This is a genomic window from Pseudomonas benzenivorans, assembly GCF_024397895.1.
In the GTDB taxonomy this organism is placed as follows: domain Bacteria; phylum Pseudomonadota; class Gammaproteobacteria; order Pseudomonadales; family Pseudomonadaceae; genus Aquipseudomonas; species Aquipseudomonas benzenivorans_A.
In genome coordinates, this window is the sequence record NZ_CP073346.1 from 3890043 (window position 1) to 3904395 (window position 14353).

Annotated in this window: 11 protein-coding genes; 7 read left to right on the forward strand and 4 right to left on the reverse strand. The window is 66.1% G+C overall.

The window, feature by feature from the left end:
* Window positions 1–103: 103 nt before the first annotated feature.
* The 4 genes from putP (at window position 104) to KDW96_RS18270 (ending at window position 5984) form a co-directional block, all read left to right on the forward strand.
* Window positions 104–1588, forward strand: a complete 1485-nt coding sequence (putP, locus tag KDW96_RS18255) for a sodium/proline symporter PutP (RefSeq protein ID WP_255837636.1) — start codon at window positions 104–106, stop codon at window positions 1586–1588.
* A 315-nt stretch (window positions 1589–1903) separates the two neighbouring features.
* Window positions 1904–3022 carry a 2OG-Fe(II) oxygenase gene (locus tag KDW96_RS18260; protein ID WP_255837637.1) on the forward strand — a complete coding sequence of 373 codons (1119 nt, stop codon included), beginning with the start codon at window positions 1904–1906 and terminating at the stop codon, window positions 3020–3022.
* A 385-nt stretch (window positions 3023–3407) separates the two neighbouring features.
* Window positions 3408–4688 (forward strand): MFS transporter, encoded by a 1281-nt coding sequence (locus tag KDW96_RS18265; protein WP_255837638.1) that lies wholly within the window; start codon window positions 3408–3410, stop codon window positions 4686–4688.
* A gap of 48 nt (window positions 4689–4736) precedes the next feature.
* Complete coding sequence (locus KDW96_RS18270; RefSeq protein ID WP_255837639.1) at window positions 4737–5984, forward strand: M24 family metallopeptidase; 1248 nt, start codon at window positions 4737–4739, stop codon at window positions 5982–5984.
* 251 nt (window positions 5985–6235) lie between these two features.
* On the opposite strand, the gene KDW96_RS18275 is transcribed toward KDW96_RS18270, so the two are convergent.
* Window positions 6236–6493: a hypothetical protein gene (locus KDW96_RS18275; protein WP_255837640.1), complete on the reverse strand. Its 258-nt coding sequence runs from the start codon at window positions 6491–6493 to the stop codon at window positions 6236–6238.
* Window positions 6494–6699: 206 nt separating this feature from the next.
* On the opposite strand from KDW96_RS18275, the gene KDW96_RS18280 reads away from it, so the two are divergent.
* Window positions 6700–8265, forward strand: coding sequence for a BCCT family transporter (locus tag KDW96_RS18280; RefSeq protein WP_255837641.1), 1566 nt, complete (start codon window positions 6700–6702; stop codon window positions 8263–8265).
* Between the two features lie 77 nt (window positions 8266–8342).
* Here KDW96_RS18280 and KDW96_RS18285 read toward each other — a convergent pair whose 3' ends face one another.
* Window positions 8343–9248, reverse strand: a complete 906-nt coding sequence (locus KDW96_RS18285; RefSeq protein ID WP_255837642.1) for a LysR substrate-binding domain-containing protein — start codon at window positions 9246–9248, stop codon at window positions 8343–8345.
* 136 nt (window positions 9249–9384) lie between these two features.
* Here KDW96_RS18285 and KDW96_RS18290 point away from each other — a divergent pair, with 136 nt between their 5' ends.
* Entirely contained in the window at window positions 9385–10023 is a 639-nt protein-coding gene (locus tag KDW96_RS18290) for an FMN-dependent NADH-azoreductase (protein ID WP_255837643.1), read from the forward strand.
* Between the two features lie 79 nt (window positions 10024–10102).
* Here the strand turns inward: KDW96_RS18290 and KDW96_RS18295 are convergent, their stop codons facing one another.
* Window positions 10103–10756: a peroxiredoxin gene (locus tag KDW96_RS18295; RefSeq protein ID WP_255837644.1), complete on the reverse strand. Its 654-nt coding sequence runs from the start codon at window positions 10754–10756 to the stop codon at window positions 10103–10105.
* 229 nt (window positions 10757–10985) lie between these two features.
* Between KDW96_RS18295 and KDW96_RS18300 the strand changes: the two genes are divergently transcribed.
* Window positions 10986–11204 carry a VF530 family protein gene (locus KDW96_RS18300; RefSeq protein ID WP_255837645.1) on the forward strand — a complete coding sequence of 73 codons (219 nt, stop codon included), beginning with the start codon at window positions 10986–10988 and terminating at the stop codon, window positions 11202–11204.
* Window positions 11205–11226: 22 nt separating this feature from the next.
* Here the strand turns inward: KDW96_RS18300 and KDW96_RS18305 are convergent, their stop codons facing one another.
* Complete coding sequence (locus tag KDW96_RS18305; RefSeq protein WP_255837646.1) at window positions 11227–14334, reverse strand: transglycosylase domain-containing protein; 3108 nt, start codon at window positions 14332–14334, stop codon at window positions 11227–11229.
* Window positions 14335–14353 lie beyond the last annotated feature (19 nt).

Sequence of the window (14353 nt, forward strand, 5' to 3'; positions counted from 1 at the left end):
GCCCACAGGTGGCCCGGTCAGCGGTTCCCAGGCAGTGACTGCAGACCGCGGTCGCTAAAAACCAGTGTCACGGCACGAGCCGTGCTAACACGAGAACAACAAGATGAACGAGCAAAACGTTTTTGTTGTAGGGGTGACCTTCGTGGTCTACCTGATGCTGATGCTGTGGTTGGGCCTGGTGGCCTACAAGCGCACCAGCAACCTGTCCGACTATATCCTCGGCGGCCGCTCCATCGGCCCGGGAACCGCGGCGCTGTCCGCCGGCGCCTCCGACATGAGCGGCTGGCTGCTGCTGGGCCTGCCGGGTTACGCCCTGGTGGCCGGCTTCGAGGCCAGCTGGATCGCCATCGGCCTGCTGGCCGGCACCTGGCTGAACTGGCTGTTCGTCGCCCGTCGCCTGCGTGTCTACTCGCACGCGGCGAATGACTCGGTGACCATGCCGGCCTACTTCGAAAACCGTTTCAACGATAAATCCCGCGCCCTGCGCGTGATCTCGGCGGTGATCATCCTGACCTTCTTCCTGTTCTACACCAGCTCCGGTCTGGTGGCGGCAGGCAAGCTGTTCGAAACCGTGTTCGGCTTCAACTACCAGATCGCCGTCGTGGTCGGTGCCCTGGCGGTGGTCTCCTACACCCTGTTCGGTGGCTTCCTCGCCGTGGCCTGGACCGACGTGGTGCAGGGCCTGCTGATGGCCGCCGCCCTGGTCATGGTGCCGGTGTTCGCCCTGAATGCCGTGGGTGGCATCGACGCCGCCCATGCCGCGATCCTGGCCAAGAACCCGGAGATGCTGACCTTCTTCAACGACACCAAGGGTGAGCCCCTGGGCTGGATCGCCATCCTCTCCCTGCTGGGCTGGGGCCTGGGCTATTTCGGTCAGCCGCACATCCTGGCGCGCTTCAAGGCCATCTCCGACGAGAAGGACATGCCCACCGCGCGCCGCATCGCCGTTAGCTGGACCGCCCTGACCCTGTTCGCCGCCCTGGCCATCGGCTGGGTGGCCGTGGGCTATCTGGAAACCGACCTGGCCGACGCCGAGACCGTGTTCATGGTCCTGGTCAACAGCCTGTTCCACCCGGTGGTCGCCGGCATCCTGATGGCCGCCGTGCTGGCCGCGGTGATGTCCACCGCCGACTCGCAGCTGCTGGTGAGCTCATCGGCCCTGGCCGAAGACTTCTACAAGGCGCTGCTGAAGAAGAACGCCAGCGACGTGGAACTGGTCTGGGTCGGCCGTGGCGCCGTGGTGCTGATCGCCATCATCGCCCTGATCCTGGCGCTGAACCCGGATACCACCGTACTGGGCCTGGTGTCCTACGCCTGGGCCGGCTTCGGTGCGGCCTTCGGCCCGGCCATCCTGCTGTCGCTGTACTGGAAGCGCATGAACCGCAATGGCGCCCTGGCCGGCATCATCCTCGGTGGCGTCACCGTGGTGGTGTGGAAGCAGCTGTCCGGCGGCATCTTCGACCTGTACGAGATCATCCCCGGCTTCATCCTGGCGACCGTCGGCATCGTCGTCGTCAGCCTGCTGAGCGAGGCACCGGAGTCGTCCCTGCAGGCGCAGTTCGACAAGGTCGACGGCCAGCTGGCCTGATGAGTTTCATCCCTGCCTGCAGCCGGTCGTCTGCAGGCAGGGCGCCCGAGCGCGGATTGCGCTGCTGATGCCTGGCTCGGGCCCCACGACGACCCGATAGTGCTTCGCCGGTCCACACCCTCGGGTGTCGGGCCGGTTTTTTTTTGCGAATTTTTCGGCCGTCAGTTGCGGGAGCCGGGTGGCCGCAGTGGACGCCGAAAAAACGCCGGGCGAATCCTTCTCGCGGCGAGCAATTCGGCGGCCCGCAGCTAAGCTCTTGGGTATCCCATGGCGGATCGTCAGGCGGCTCTCAGGCGCCTGCAGGAGTCGACAGCTGTGAGCGTCCAATTTCCGGGCGTTGGCCAACCCGCCCCCTGGTTCACCTGCCGCAGTCCACTGCGCGAGCGCTATGTCTTCGACACGACCGCCGGGCGCTATATCGTCCTGTGCTTCTTCGGTTCGGCCGCCGAGCCGCTGAGCGCCCAGGTGTTGCAACTGCTGGCCGCCGAGCGCCGGCGTTTCGATGACGACAACCTGTGCTTCTTCGGCGTCTCGGTCGATCCCGAGGACGAGCGCCAGCAGCGCCTCACCTGCCGGCTGCCGGGGGTGCGCTTCTTCTGGGACTTCGAGCGGGCGGTCAGCACCCTGTACGGCGCGCAGCAGGCCGACGGCCAGTACCGCCGGGTCAGCTACGTGCTCGACCCGCTGCTGCGGGTGCTCGCCGTGCTGCCCTTCGCCAGCGACGCCCAGGGCCATGTGCGCGAGCTGCTGGCAGTGCTCGATCGCCTGCCGGCCGTCGGTGCGGCCTGTCCGGCGCGGATGCAGGCCCCGGTGCTGGTGCTGCCGCGGGTGTTCGAACCCAAGTTGTGCCAGGCGCTGATCGACCACTACCAGGCCCAGGGCGGCGAGCCTTCGGGCTTCATGCAGGATCAGAATGGCAAGACCGTGCTGGTGCTCGGCCAGGACCACAAGAGCCGGCGCGACTGCCTGGTGGCGGACGAGGCGCTGCGCCAGGCCTGCCAGTGGCGCATCCAAGAGCGGCTGGTGCCCGAGATCCACAAGGCCTTTCAGTTCCAGGTCACGCGCATGGAGCGCTACCTGATCGGCTGCTACGACGCCGGCGAGCAGGGGCACTTTCGACCGCACCGCGACAACACCACCAAGGGCACGGCCCACCGACGCTTCGCCGTGTCGCTGTTCCTCAACACCGGCGAGTACGAGGGCGGCCAGTTGCGTTTTCCCGAGTTCGGTCCGGCCCTGTACTCGGCGCCGACCGGCGGCGCGGTGGTGTTCTCCTGCTCGCTGCTGCACGAGGCCACCCAGGTCACCCAGGGCCGGCGCTACATGTTTCTGCCGTTCCTGTACGACGAGCAGGCGCGGCGCATTCGCGAGGCGAATCAGGGGTTTCTTGAACCCGGGCCAGATGTGGGCTCAGTGGCCAGCGAGGCGGGGTAGGCCCGCTTGCGTTCGGCTGCTGCGCCTGATTTGGCCGGGTGCGCCAGCCTTTGCGCAAACTCACCAGTTTCTTCATCCATAAAGAGCAGAGCCATCGCCCCGGGCAGCGATGCCGCCAATGGCGTGCGCTCGCGCATTCGCCTGGCCGCCTGCAACGGTCGGCGCGAGCTATGCGCCAGGTCGTTTCCGGGAAAGGCCTGGTGCGGCTGGTCGAGCAACATGACGCTGACTTCGCTCACCGCTGCCAGTCCAGCCCTGTTTTCGCGCCGCGTGGGGGCGAACGTCATCGAAGCGTGGTGGGCGCTAAGGAGTAGGGCGGCATGGGTACGTATTTGGTTCTACAGCTTACGCGGACCCTGCGCCGGCCGCTTCAGGGGGCGCGTCTATGCTCGGCGTGACCAAGGCCTTCGGCGCCCTGTACCTGGCCAGCGTGTTGATGCACCTGGGCTCGACCCTGCTGATGACCTACCTGGCCCTGCGTCTCACCGCCTCCGGTGTCGCCGAGTTCTGGGGTGGCGCGCTGATGGCGGCCAACTCCCTGGGTCTGGTGCTCGGCAGCAAGGTCGGCCAGCTGCTGATCGATCGGGTCGGCCATATCCGTACCTATGTCGCCTGCGCCGGGCTGATCTCGGCGGCCGTGCTCGGTCACGAGTTCAGCAGCTCGTTGCCGTTCTGGCTGCTGCTGCGCTTCGTCGTCGGCCTGGCGATGATGAGCCAGCTGATGGTCCTGGAGAGCTGGCTCAACGATCGCGCCCGCAGCGATCAGCGCGGCACCGTGCTGGGGTTGTACATGCTCGCCGTGTATGTGGGCATGGTGTTCGGCCAGCTGGCCCTGAGCTGGAAGGGCGATCTGGGCATCCACGCGCTGCTCGGCGTGGCGGTGGCCTTCTCCCTTTGCCTGGTGCCGGTGGCCCTGACCCGCAGCATGCACCCGGCCGCGCAGCAGCCGACGCCCATCGACTTGCGCCTGTTCCTGCGCCGGGTGCCGCAGTCGTTGATCACCATCTTCGTGTCGGGGATGATCAACGGCGCCTTCTTCGGCCTGGCGGCGATCTTCGCCAGCCAGCAGGGCCTGGACACCGCCGAAGTCGGCCAGTTCATGGCCCTGATGATCGGCGCCGGGCTGCTCGCCCAGTTGCCCATGGGCTGGCTGTCCGACCGCCTGCCGCGGGCCAGTCTGATCCGCGCGCTGGCGCTGCTGCTGGTCCTGGCGTTCCTGCCCTTGGGCTTCTACCAAGGTCTTTCCTTTTCCGCCTTGCTGCTGTTCGGCGGTCTTATCGGTTTTCTGCAGTTTTGCTTGTATCCGCTCGGCGTGGCCCTGGCCAACGATAACGTCGAGCCCGAATTGCGGGTCTCCCTGGCCGGACTGCTGCTGGTGACCTTCGGCATCGGCGCCAGTATCGGCCCGCTGCTGGCCGGTGCGTTGATGGAGCGGTTCGGCGCCTCCAGTCTGTATTTCTTCTCCTCCGCCTGCGCGGCGCTGCTGGCCGTGGCGGTCAGTCAGCGCCGGGTCAGCGGGGTGAACCTGCAGGCCGATGCGCCCTTGCATCACCAGGCCACGCCGGCGGGCCTGGCCAGTGCCACCCTGCCGGCGGCCGTCGAGCCGGCCGACGTGGCCGCGCCAGCCGCCGGTGCCACTGGCCCTGGCGAGCAGCCAGCAGGTTGAACGCTTTGCCCGTAACTGTGCCTGCCTTAATCGAGTGGAAGCTTGCCCATGTTCGACAACAAGAATAAGTACCTGGCCGATGAGGCCGCCGCCCAGCCCCTGCGCAACCCGGTCAGCGCCGAGACTCACCTGGCCGCCCGTGGCTACCGCTTGCAGCGGGTGCGCCAGCAACTGCTGAAGCAGGATTGCGCGGCCATCCTGCTGTACGACCCGGTGAATATCCGCTACGCCACCGACACCTCGAACATGCAGGTGTGGACCCTGCACAACTTCGCCCGCTATGCCCTGGTGTTCGCCGAGGGGCCGGTGGTGCTGTTCGAGTTCCACAACTGCGAGCACCTGCACGAGGGCAACGAGCTGCTCGACGAGATCCGCCCAGCGATCAACTGGAGCTACTTCGGCGCCGGCTCGCGCATCGGCGAGAAGGCCGTGGTCTGGGCCGAGGATATCCGCGCGGTGCTGCGTCAGCATGCCGGCGACAAGGCGCGCCTGGCGGTGGACAAGGCCGATCTGGAGGGCCTCGACCTGCTGCGCGAGCACGGCCTGACCCTGGTCGAGGGCCACAGCCTGATGGAGGAGGCGCGCAAGATCAAATCCGCTGATGAGCTGGAGCTGATGCGCTGGACCATCGCCGTGTGCGAGCGTGGCATCCAGCGCATGCACGACGAGCTGCGCCCCGGCATGACCGAGAACCAGCTCTGGGCCTGGCTGCACTACGAGAACGTCCGCCACGGCGGCGAGTGGATCGAGACCCGCCTGCTGGCCTCGGGGCCGCGCACCAACCCCTGGATGCAGGAGTCCAGCGAGCGGGTGATGGGCGAAGGCGAGATCCTCTGCTTCGACACCGACCTGATTGGCCCCTACGGCTACTGCGCCGACATCTCCCGGGCCTGGACGGTCGGCCACGTGCCGCCCAGCGCCGAGCAGCGCAAGCTCTACCGCCTGGCCCATGAGCAGGTGCAGCACAACATGAGCCTGTTGCGTCCGGGCCTCAGCCACCGCGAGTTCGTCGAGCGCTCCTGGGACATCCCCGCCGCCTACCAGCACAACCGCTACTGCTGCGTGGTGCATGGCGTCGGCCTGGCCGACGAGTACCCGGCCCTGGCGCACAAGGGGGCCGACTGGTCGAGCAGCGGCTATGACGGTGTGTTCGAGGAGAACATGGTGCTCTGCGTGGAGAGCTACATCGGCGAACAGGGCGGCGCCGAGGGCATCAAGCTGGAGCAGCAGGTGCTGATCACCCGCGATGGCTGCCAGGCGCTGTCGCGCTTCCCCTGGCAACAAGACTGGTTGTGAGGCAGGCGTTTGCGCTCGCGACGCGAGGGCCGGTTCGGACGCTGAAGCGCGCTATCGCGGGCACGACAGGTCTTCAGTCGAGAAAGGCTGACCTGTGACAATCATGGCGTTAATGGATCTATACACGGCGCAGATAGAACGGTCGTGGGTGTATCGCGACCCTATAGTCAGCCGCGCACTTCCGCGGTTGGCTTCGTCCTGAAGTTCGTGCTCATTAGTTGCCCTGACGGCATTTTCAGCTCGACTGTTGATTAATTGAGTCGTCGTTTTCTGCCGTCTGCGAAAAATAACAAGCTTGCTTCCTGACCGGGGGTTAGTTGCCCGTTACAGAGATTTTTTGTGCCTTGCTTGCGCTGTTTTGCGCTTGCCAGACTGTCAGCCTGGTTTTGAGCAGTTTTGGCCGAAGGCTCATCGAGCAGGGCGCGAAGAGTCGGCTTGGATGCCTGAACAACTGGTTTTGCGTTGAGGGTTGATGAAGGGAGGTCATCACTTTTTGGCGTAAGAATCATTTGTAAAAAACATGCTCCCGACTGTTTCCTGGGTTGCCAGGAAGTTGCGTGGAGCGGTGCTGCAAAGTTTCCAGTTGGCTCTTCCCGAGCCGGCCTGACATCAAGACATATCAAACTATAACAATGGAGAACTTGATATGAGCAGTCCTAGCGGTATAACTCGCGGCGTCGATGCCCGGATTACCCTCGTTTCGATCGCAATAATCATGGCATTCGTCCTTTACTGCGCGGTAATGGGCGAGAAGGCCGGCACATTCTTCAGCGAGCTGTCCACCAGCATCCTGATGAACTTCAAGTGGTTCTACCTGGCGACCGCCTCGGGCGTGTTGGTCTACCTGCTGTATTTGATGGTCAGCCGCTTCGGCAACATCACCCTGGGCAAGGATGGCGAGAAACCCGAGTTCAGCACCCTATCCTGGCTGTCCATGCTGTTCAGCGCCGGCATGGGTATCGGCCTGCTGTTCTGGTCGGTGGCCGAGCCGATGTGGCACTACGCCGGCAATCCGTTCAGCGCCACCGGCCTCAGCGCCGAATCGGCCGAGACGGCGATGCGCGTGACCTACTTCCACTGGGGCATGCACGCCTGGGCCCTGTACCTGATGCCGGCCCTGTGCCTGGCCTATTTCTCCTTCCGCAAGGGCAAGCCGCTGTCGGTCCGCGCCTGCCTGGTGCCGCTGTTCGGCGAAAAGCGCATGGACGGCTGGCTGGGTGCGATCTTCGATATCATCATCGTGGTCATCACTGCCTTCGGTATCGCCACTTCCTTCGGCCTGGGCGTCGAGCAACTGGCCACCGGGATCAACACCCTGACCGGCATCGAGATGGGCATCGGCATGAAGATGGCCCTGATTCTGGTGATCTCCCTGGTCGCCATCATGTCGGTGGTCTCCGGCGTTGAGCGCGGCATCAAGCTGCTGTCGCTGTGGAACATGGGCCTGTCGCTGCTCATTCTGGCCGCGGTCATGGCCTTCGGCCCGACCCGCTACATCCTCAACACCATCCTCGAAGGCACCTCCGGCTACGCCCAGAGCGTGATCGGCATGAGCCTGTGGAGCGACGCGCAGAACGATGCCGGCTGGCAGAACTGGTGGACCGCGTTCTACTGGGCCTGGTGGCTGACCTGGGTGCCTTTCGTCGGCACCTTCATCGCCCGCATCTCCCGTGGCCGCACCATCCGCCAGCTGGTGATGGGTTCGCTGATCATCCCGGTGCTGTTCAGCTTCGTCTGGATCGGCAGCTTCGGTGGCGCAGCCCTGAACTACGAGCGTGCCGAGCGCCTTGCCCACGAAGAGCAGGTGCAGAGCCAGAGCCTGACCGGTGACGCGGCCAAGTTCGAAGGCGGCGCCATCCTGGCCGCGACCAAGGCCGATGCGACCAAGTCGCTGTTCAGCCTGTTCGACAAGATCGAAGAGTCCTCGGGCGTGAGCATCGCCGGTCTGCTGGGCGCCCTGGCCTCGCTGCTGATCGTCACCTACTTCGTCACCTCGGCCGACTCCGGCACCCTGGTGATCAGTACCCTGGCGGCGCGCGGCGATATCCACCCGCCGACCTGGAGCCGTGTGGCCTGGGGCGTCATGATCGGCGCCATCGCAGCCGGACTGCTGTGGGCGGGCGGCTTGAAGAGCCTGCAGACCGCGGTGATCTGCGCGGCCCTGCCGGTCGGCGTGATCCTGCTGCTGATGGCCATGTCGCTGCATCGCATTCTGCTGACCGAGCCGGTTCAGAGCCTGCAGCTGCGCCCGGCCGACGACCTCGAGCCTTCGGCTAACTAACGCCAACAGCGCGCTGTACAGAAAAGCCCGTCACCTGTTGAAGGTGACGGGCTTTTTGGTTTCCGGGGCTGGTGCGATCAGCGGGCAGCGCTGGGCTTCGATCCGCCCGCTGCCTGGCCGAGCCAGGCGAAGAATGCCTTGACCGGTGGATGGCGCTCGCGCCCCGGCACGCACAATGCGCTGTAGCTGGCCCCGGGGATGCTGATCTCCGCTCGGTAGGGCTGCAGCAGGCCGTTGGCCAGGCTCTGCGAGACCAGGATGGAGCTGGCCAGCACCAGGCCCTGGCCGGCGATGGCCGCCTGCAGCGCGTAGTGCTCATCATCGTAGGCGCGGATCGTCGCCGCGTTCTCCAGCCAGTTCTCGCCGGCCTGCGCGCACCAGGCATGCCAGCCCTGGGCGTAGAGTTCGGAGTTGTGCCAGTGCACGCTGATCAGCGGCGGCGTCTGGTGCCTGGCCTGCGCCACCTGGGTCGGAGAGCCGTAGACGGCGAAACACTCGTCGAACAGCTGGATGCCGTGGAGACCTGGGCTGGGTTGGTGGCCATAGCGGATGGCCAGGTCGATGCTGGCATCCTGATGCAGGTCGATGACCGCGCAGTTGGTATCCAGGCGAAGCGTGATATGGGGATGAGCCGCGTAGAAGTGACCGAGCCGGGGCACCAGCCAGAGGGCGGCGAAGGCCGGCGTTGTGGAGATCGTCAGGTGTCCAGCGCTGCGCAGCGGACGCAGGCTGTCGAGGCTCTGCGTCACATCCAGCAGCGCGCCATGCAGGCTACGGAACAAGCGTTCGCCGCCGTCGGTCAGGCGCACCTGGCGTGGCAGGCGCTCGAACAGCGGCACGCCGAGCCAGGTTTCCAGCGCGCGGATCTGGTGTGAAACCGCGGTGGGCGTCACGGCCAGTTCCGCGGCGGCGACCTTGAAGCTCCCCTGGCGGGCGGCCGATTCGAAGGCGCGCAGGGCGTTGAGGGGCAGGGATGCGAACATCTTGGCTCCATGGATGAACTCAGTTCATCCCATATGACTAACTCTCATTTGTTCGAGCGCCTCTGTATCAATAGTTTTGTTCCGTAACAGAGGGCCTTAGTGGCCATCTGATTCTAGCTCGGGAGAGTATCGACAGATGAACAGAATTCTTGCAGTGCACGGCAGTCCACGGGGTGAGCGCTCCCATAGTCGGCGCCTGACGGAGGGGTTTATCGAGGCGTGTCTGGCTGCTCGTCCGCGAGCCGTGCTGACCCGGCGCGAGGTGGGCCGAGCCTCGATTCCCCATGTTGGTGAGCCCTTCGTGGCAGCCGCCTTCTACCCACAACCTGAATCGCGCCCGCCGTTCATGCAGGCGGATCTGGCCTTGAGCGATGTGTTGGTGGATGAGCTGCTGGCCCATGACCTGCTGGTGATCTCGGCCCCCATGTACAACTTCAGCATCCCCAGCGGGCTCAAAGCCTGGCTCGACCAGATCGTGCGCCTGGGGCGCACCTTCGCGGTCAACCAGGACAATGGCGTCGCGCACTACGAGCCGCTGGTGCGGGGCAAGCAGGCGGTGATCATCACCAGTCGAGGTGGCCACGGCTTCGGCCCCGGTGGCCCCAATGCCGCGCTCAATCACGCCGACAGCCTGTTGTGCACCGCGCTCGGCTTCATCGGCATCGAGGACGTCAGGGTGGTGGCGGCGGAAGGCGAGGAGTCGGACCGCCAGGTCTTCCAGGCGTCCTGTGCGGCAGCCGAGCGGGAGCTGGTCAAGCTGGCCGCGAACGTCTGAGCGCCTGACCCTCAAACTGCAGCACTGGCTGACCCGGGGGCCGGGGACGCTGGGGTCCCCGGCATTCCAGCAGAGCGCCTTACTTGGGTTGGGCGACCGTGCGCAGGTAGGGCTTGAGCGTCTTGAAGCCGTCCGGGTACTTGCGCTGGGCTTCCTCGTCGGACACCGAGGTGGGGATGATCACGTCCTCGCCGGGCTTCCAGTTCACCGGGGTGGCCACCGTGTGCTTGGCGTTGAGTTGCAGCGAGTCGAGCAGGCGCAACACCTCGTCGAAGTTGCGCCCGGCGCTCATGGGGTAGACCAGCATGGCCTTGACCTTCTTGTCCGGGCCGATGATGAACACCGAGCGTACGGTGGCGTTGTCCACCGCAGTGCGCGCGCCACCGCTGGCGTTGGGGTGCAGCATGTCGTAGAGCTTGGCCACCTTGAGGTCTTCATCGCCGATCATCGGGTAGTTGACGGCGTGGCCCTGGGTTTCCTGAATGTCGGCGGCCCAGGCCTTGTGGTTGCTCACCGGGTCGACGCTGAGGCCGAGGATCTTGGTGTTGCGCTTGTCGAACTCCGGCTTGAGCTTGGCCATGTAGCCCAGCTCGGTGGTGCACACCGGGGTGAAGTCCTTGGGGTGGGAGAACAGAATGGCCCAGCTGTCGCCGATCCACTCGTGGAAATGCAGGGGGCCTTCGGTGCTGGATGCGGTGAAGTCCGGTGCTTCGTCACCAATGCGAATTGTCATGCTCAACCTCCTTGCGGGTTATGGGGCGGTCGCCGTTGCGACGACTGTTACGGGCGAACCCGCACTCCTGTGCTGGGCGGCAGCCAGCAGTATAGTCCCCGCCGCAGGCGCCGCTGCCTGGCGACCAACCGGGGTCGGGGGCGTTCGGCGGACCATGGCTTTCCCCGGGCGCGGCACTCGGCTAAGGTGCCGGCGATCCTACTCACAGTCCCCAACAGATCAGGCCCCCATGACCACAACTCCGAACAATCCGCTGCATGGTGTCACCCTGGAAGCCATCCTGACCGACCTGGTGGCGAAGCTGGGTTGGGACGGCCTGGCCAAGCGCATCGATATCCGCTGCTTCAAGAGCGATCCGAGCATCAAGTCGAGCCTGACCTTCCTGCGTCGCACGCCTTGGGCGCGGGAGAAGGTCGAGGCTTTGTACCTGCAGCTGCGCAAGGGCTGAGCCGCTCGGCCGGGGCCGCGGGCTAGCGCCAGCTGGCCTGGACCGGCGTCAGCGGGGCCTGGCACTGGGTGCTGGTGCCCGGCACCAGGTAGGGCGCGAGGATCGACGCCATGCCCTTGAGCACCTGCACCGGCAGGGCCGAGGTGAAGGTGAAGTTCTCCGCGGCGCGCCCCGGCACGAAGGCGGTGAGGGTGCCGTAGTGGCGTGGACCCAGGTAGAAGACGAAGGTGGCGGTGCGGTTCAGCGCCCGCGAGCTGAGCACCTGGCCGCCGCGGCTGACGGTTTCGACGCGGTTGTCGCCGGTGCCGGTCTTGCCGCCGAGGGTCAGCTGACGACCGTCGGGCAGGCTGAAGCTGCCCTGCAGACGCCGGGCCGTACCGCCCTCGACCACCTGGGAAAGGGCCTCGCGCAGGGCCGCGGCGACCTCCGAGGGCATCACCCGCTTGCCCTGCAGCTGGGCGCGGCCGACCCGCGACTCGTAGGGCGTGTCGACGGCGAAGTTCAGGCTGGCGATGCGCTGGGGCGGCTGGCGGATGCCGTCATTGAGGATGATGCCCATCAGTTCGGCCAGGGCCGCCGGACGATCGCCGGAGCTGCCGATGGCGCTGGCCAGGGACGGCACCAGGTACTCGAAGGGGTAGCCGTGCTTCTGCCAGCGCCGGTGGATGTCGAGGAAGGCCTCGACCTCCAGCATGATGCGGATGCGGCTGTCGCGGGCGCTCTTGTGGCGGCTGCGGAACAGCCAGCCGTAGACTTCCTGGCGCTGGTCGCGGCTGGCCAGCACGGCGTCGTTGAAGGTCGCTTGCGGCTGCTCCAGCAGGTAGCCGAGCAGCCAGAGTTCCAGCGGGTGGACGCGGGCGATGTAGCCCTGGTCGGGCAGGCTGTAGGCGCCGGGGCCGTAGTTCAGGTAGAGCTCGGCGATGCGCTTGTCGGTCAGCTTTTCGTCAGGCAGGTGGCTGCGCAGGAAGGCGCTGAACGTATCCTGGTCGGCTTGCGGCATCAGGTAGCGGTGCACCGCCGCAAGGCGCGCCGGAGTGTGGCGCAGGCCGCTGAGGAAGGTTTCCAGGCGCTGCTGGGCCGCCTGTCCGCGGTATTTGCGCCAGAAGCGCAGGAGGAAGGTCTTGCCCTCGCGGTCGGCGAAGCGGCTGAGGTAGAACTGCCGCCGCGGGTCCTTGTCGTCCTTGAGCAGCTCGGCGCTGCTGCCCGGCGCCTGGTAGGTGCTGTAGCGCACCAGATCGCGCATCAGGCGGATGAACGGCAGGTTGATCGACTCGCGCAGGGCTTCGATCAGGGTCGGGATGCGTCTGTTGTCCTCTTTGCGGAAGTTGGCGAAGGTGTGCAGGCCGCCGCCGGTGAAGAAGCGCTCATAGGGGCTGGCCGAATACTTGCGCTGCAGCGCCGCGTCGAGCATGGCCGGCAGGCCGGCGTCCGGGGTGCGGCTCAGGTAGTCGATGGCCCAGTGGGTCAGGTAGTCATGCTCGGCCACCTCCACGGCACGCAGCTGCTTGGCGTCCTTGCCGGCATAGCGCTGGTGCAGCTCGGCGATGATCTCCAGGTAGGTGGCAATCACCCGCAGCTTGGCGGTGGAGCCGAGCTCCAGCTTGCTGCCCTCGTTGATGTCGAAGGGTTGGTCGGTGCTGTCGGTCTGCACCCGCACCTGGCTGCCGCTGGGCGTGCGTTCGAACAGGGTGAAGCTGTAGCGCACCTCGGTGGTCTTCTCGGCCGACAGCAGGCGCTCGCCGAACAGGCCGATCTGCTCGGCGAACTCCGGGTCGGCGAGGCGCTTCAGGTAGGCGCTGGCCGCCTGCTGCAACTCGTCGTTGAGCGTGCTGCTGGCCTGCAGATCGAGGCGGTCGAGGTCATACAGCGGCATGTTGAGCAGGCCGGAGAGACGCGCACGGGCCACCGTGATGCCCTTGTTGCCATCGACCGTCTGCAGGTTCGGCTGCAGCTCCCAGTTGCGGTAGCGCAGCGTCTGGGCCAGGGCCGCATCACGCAGGGACTGGTTGATCAGCCCGCCGCCTGCCAGCAGGCGGATGTGGCTGTCGATCAGTGCCCCCAGCGCGTGCCGGCCCTGGGCCAGGAAGTAGGAGGGGCGGCGCTGGGCGATCATCAGCGCCAGCACCTGGCGCAGGGCCAGGCCCCGCTCGGCGTTGCTGGCCTCGGGCGAACGCGCCGGATCGAGCAGGCGGTTGACCTCGGCGAAGTCGGCGCCGTACCAGATGCGCAGGCCGTCGGCCAGGCCGTGGACCTCGCCGTGCCCCGGAGCCGCGGACAGCGGCACGCTGTTGAGGTAGTCACGCACGATGTTCTCCCGTGCCTGCTGGGTCAGCGGACCGCCCTGGTAGGCGCGCACACTGGCGGACACCATCTGGCGCAGCTTCTCGCCGGCCGAATGGGTCATTCCGTAGGGCGAGTGACGGTACTTCTCCAGCTGGGTCGCCAGGGTGCTGCCGCCGGCGGACTGGTCCTGCACGTCCAGCACCTTGCCGAGCTGGGACCAGGCGGCCATGGCGAAGCGCGGCCAGTCCACCGCCGGGTTGGCCAGCGGTTGCTCCTCGTCGAGCAGGTGACGGTTCTCGATGAACAGCAGGCTGCCCACCACCAGGGGTGGAATGGCGCCGAAGCTCGGGTAGCGCTGCTGCGGGTAGCGGAACTGGTAGAAGGGCGTGCCGCGGCAGTCGCTGATGCTCAGGCCGGTCTGGCTCTTTTCCGGGAACGGGGGGAAGAAGCCGCGCTGGCTGTAATCCATCAGCGCCGGGGAGAAGCGCGCCTGCGCGAGAACGGCGAAGTCGCGCTGTTGCAGGCGCTCGAGCATCAGCGGCAGGTAGGCGTAGCCCTGACGTTTGTCGAAGGGGCCGTCCTGCGGGTAGACGATTGCAGGGCTCGGTCCAGGCTGCACCTGATAACTCAGGGTCGCTGCGTAACGACTGAGGTAGCGCGCCTGAAAATACGCGGTGTGCAGCTCGAAGCTGGCCAGCGCGGCAGCGCAGAGCAGCACCAGCACCAGCACCAGCCAGAAGGCCATGCGCAGCATGCGTCTAGGCCCGGACGGCTTCAGGTAAACCGCCGGTTGACTGCTCGACGGTTGCGCCGCTTGCGGTAGATCGGATTGCCATAGTGCGCCCATGATTGGCCTGGCCCGGATC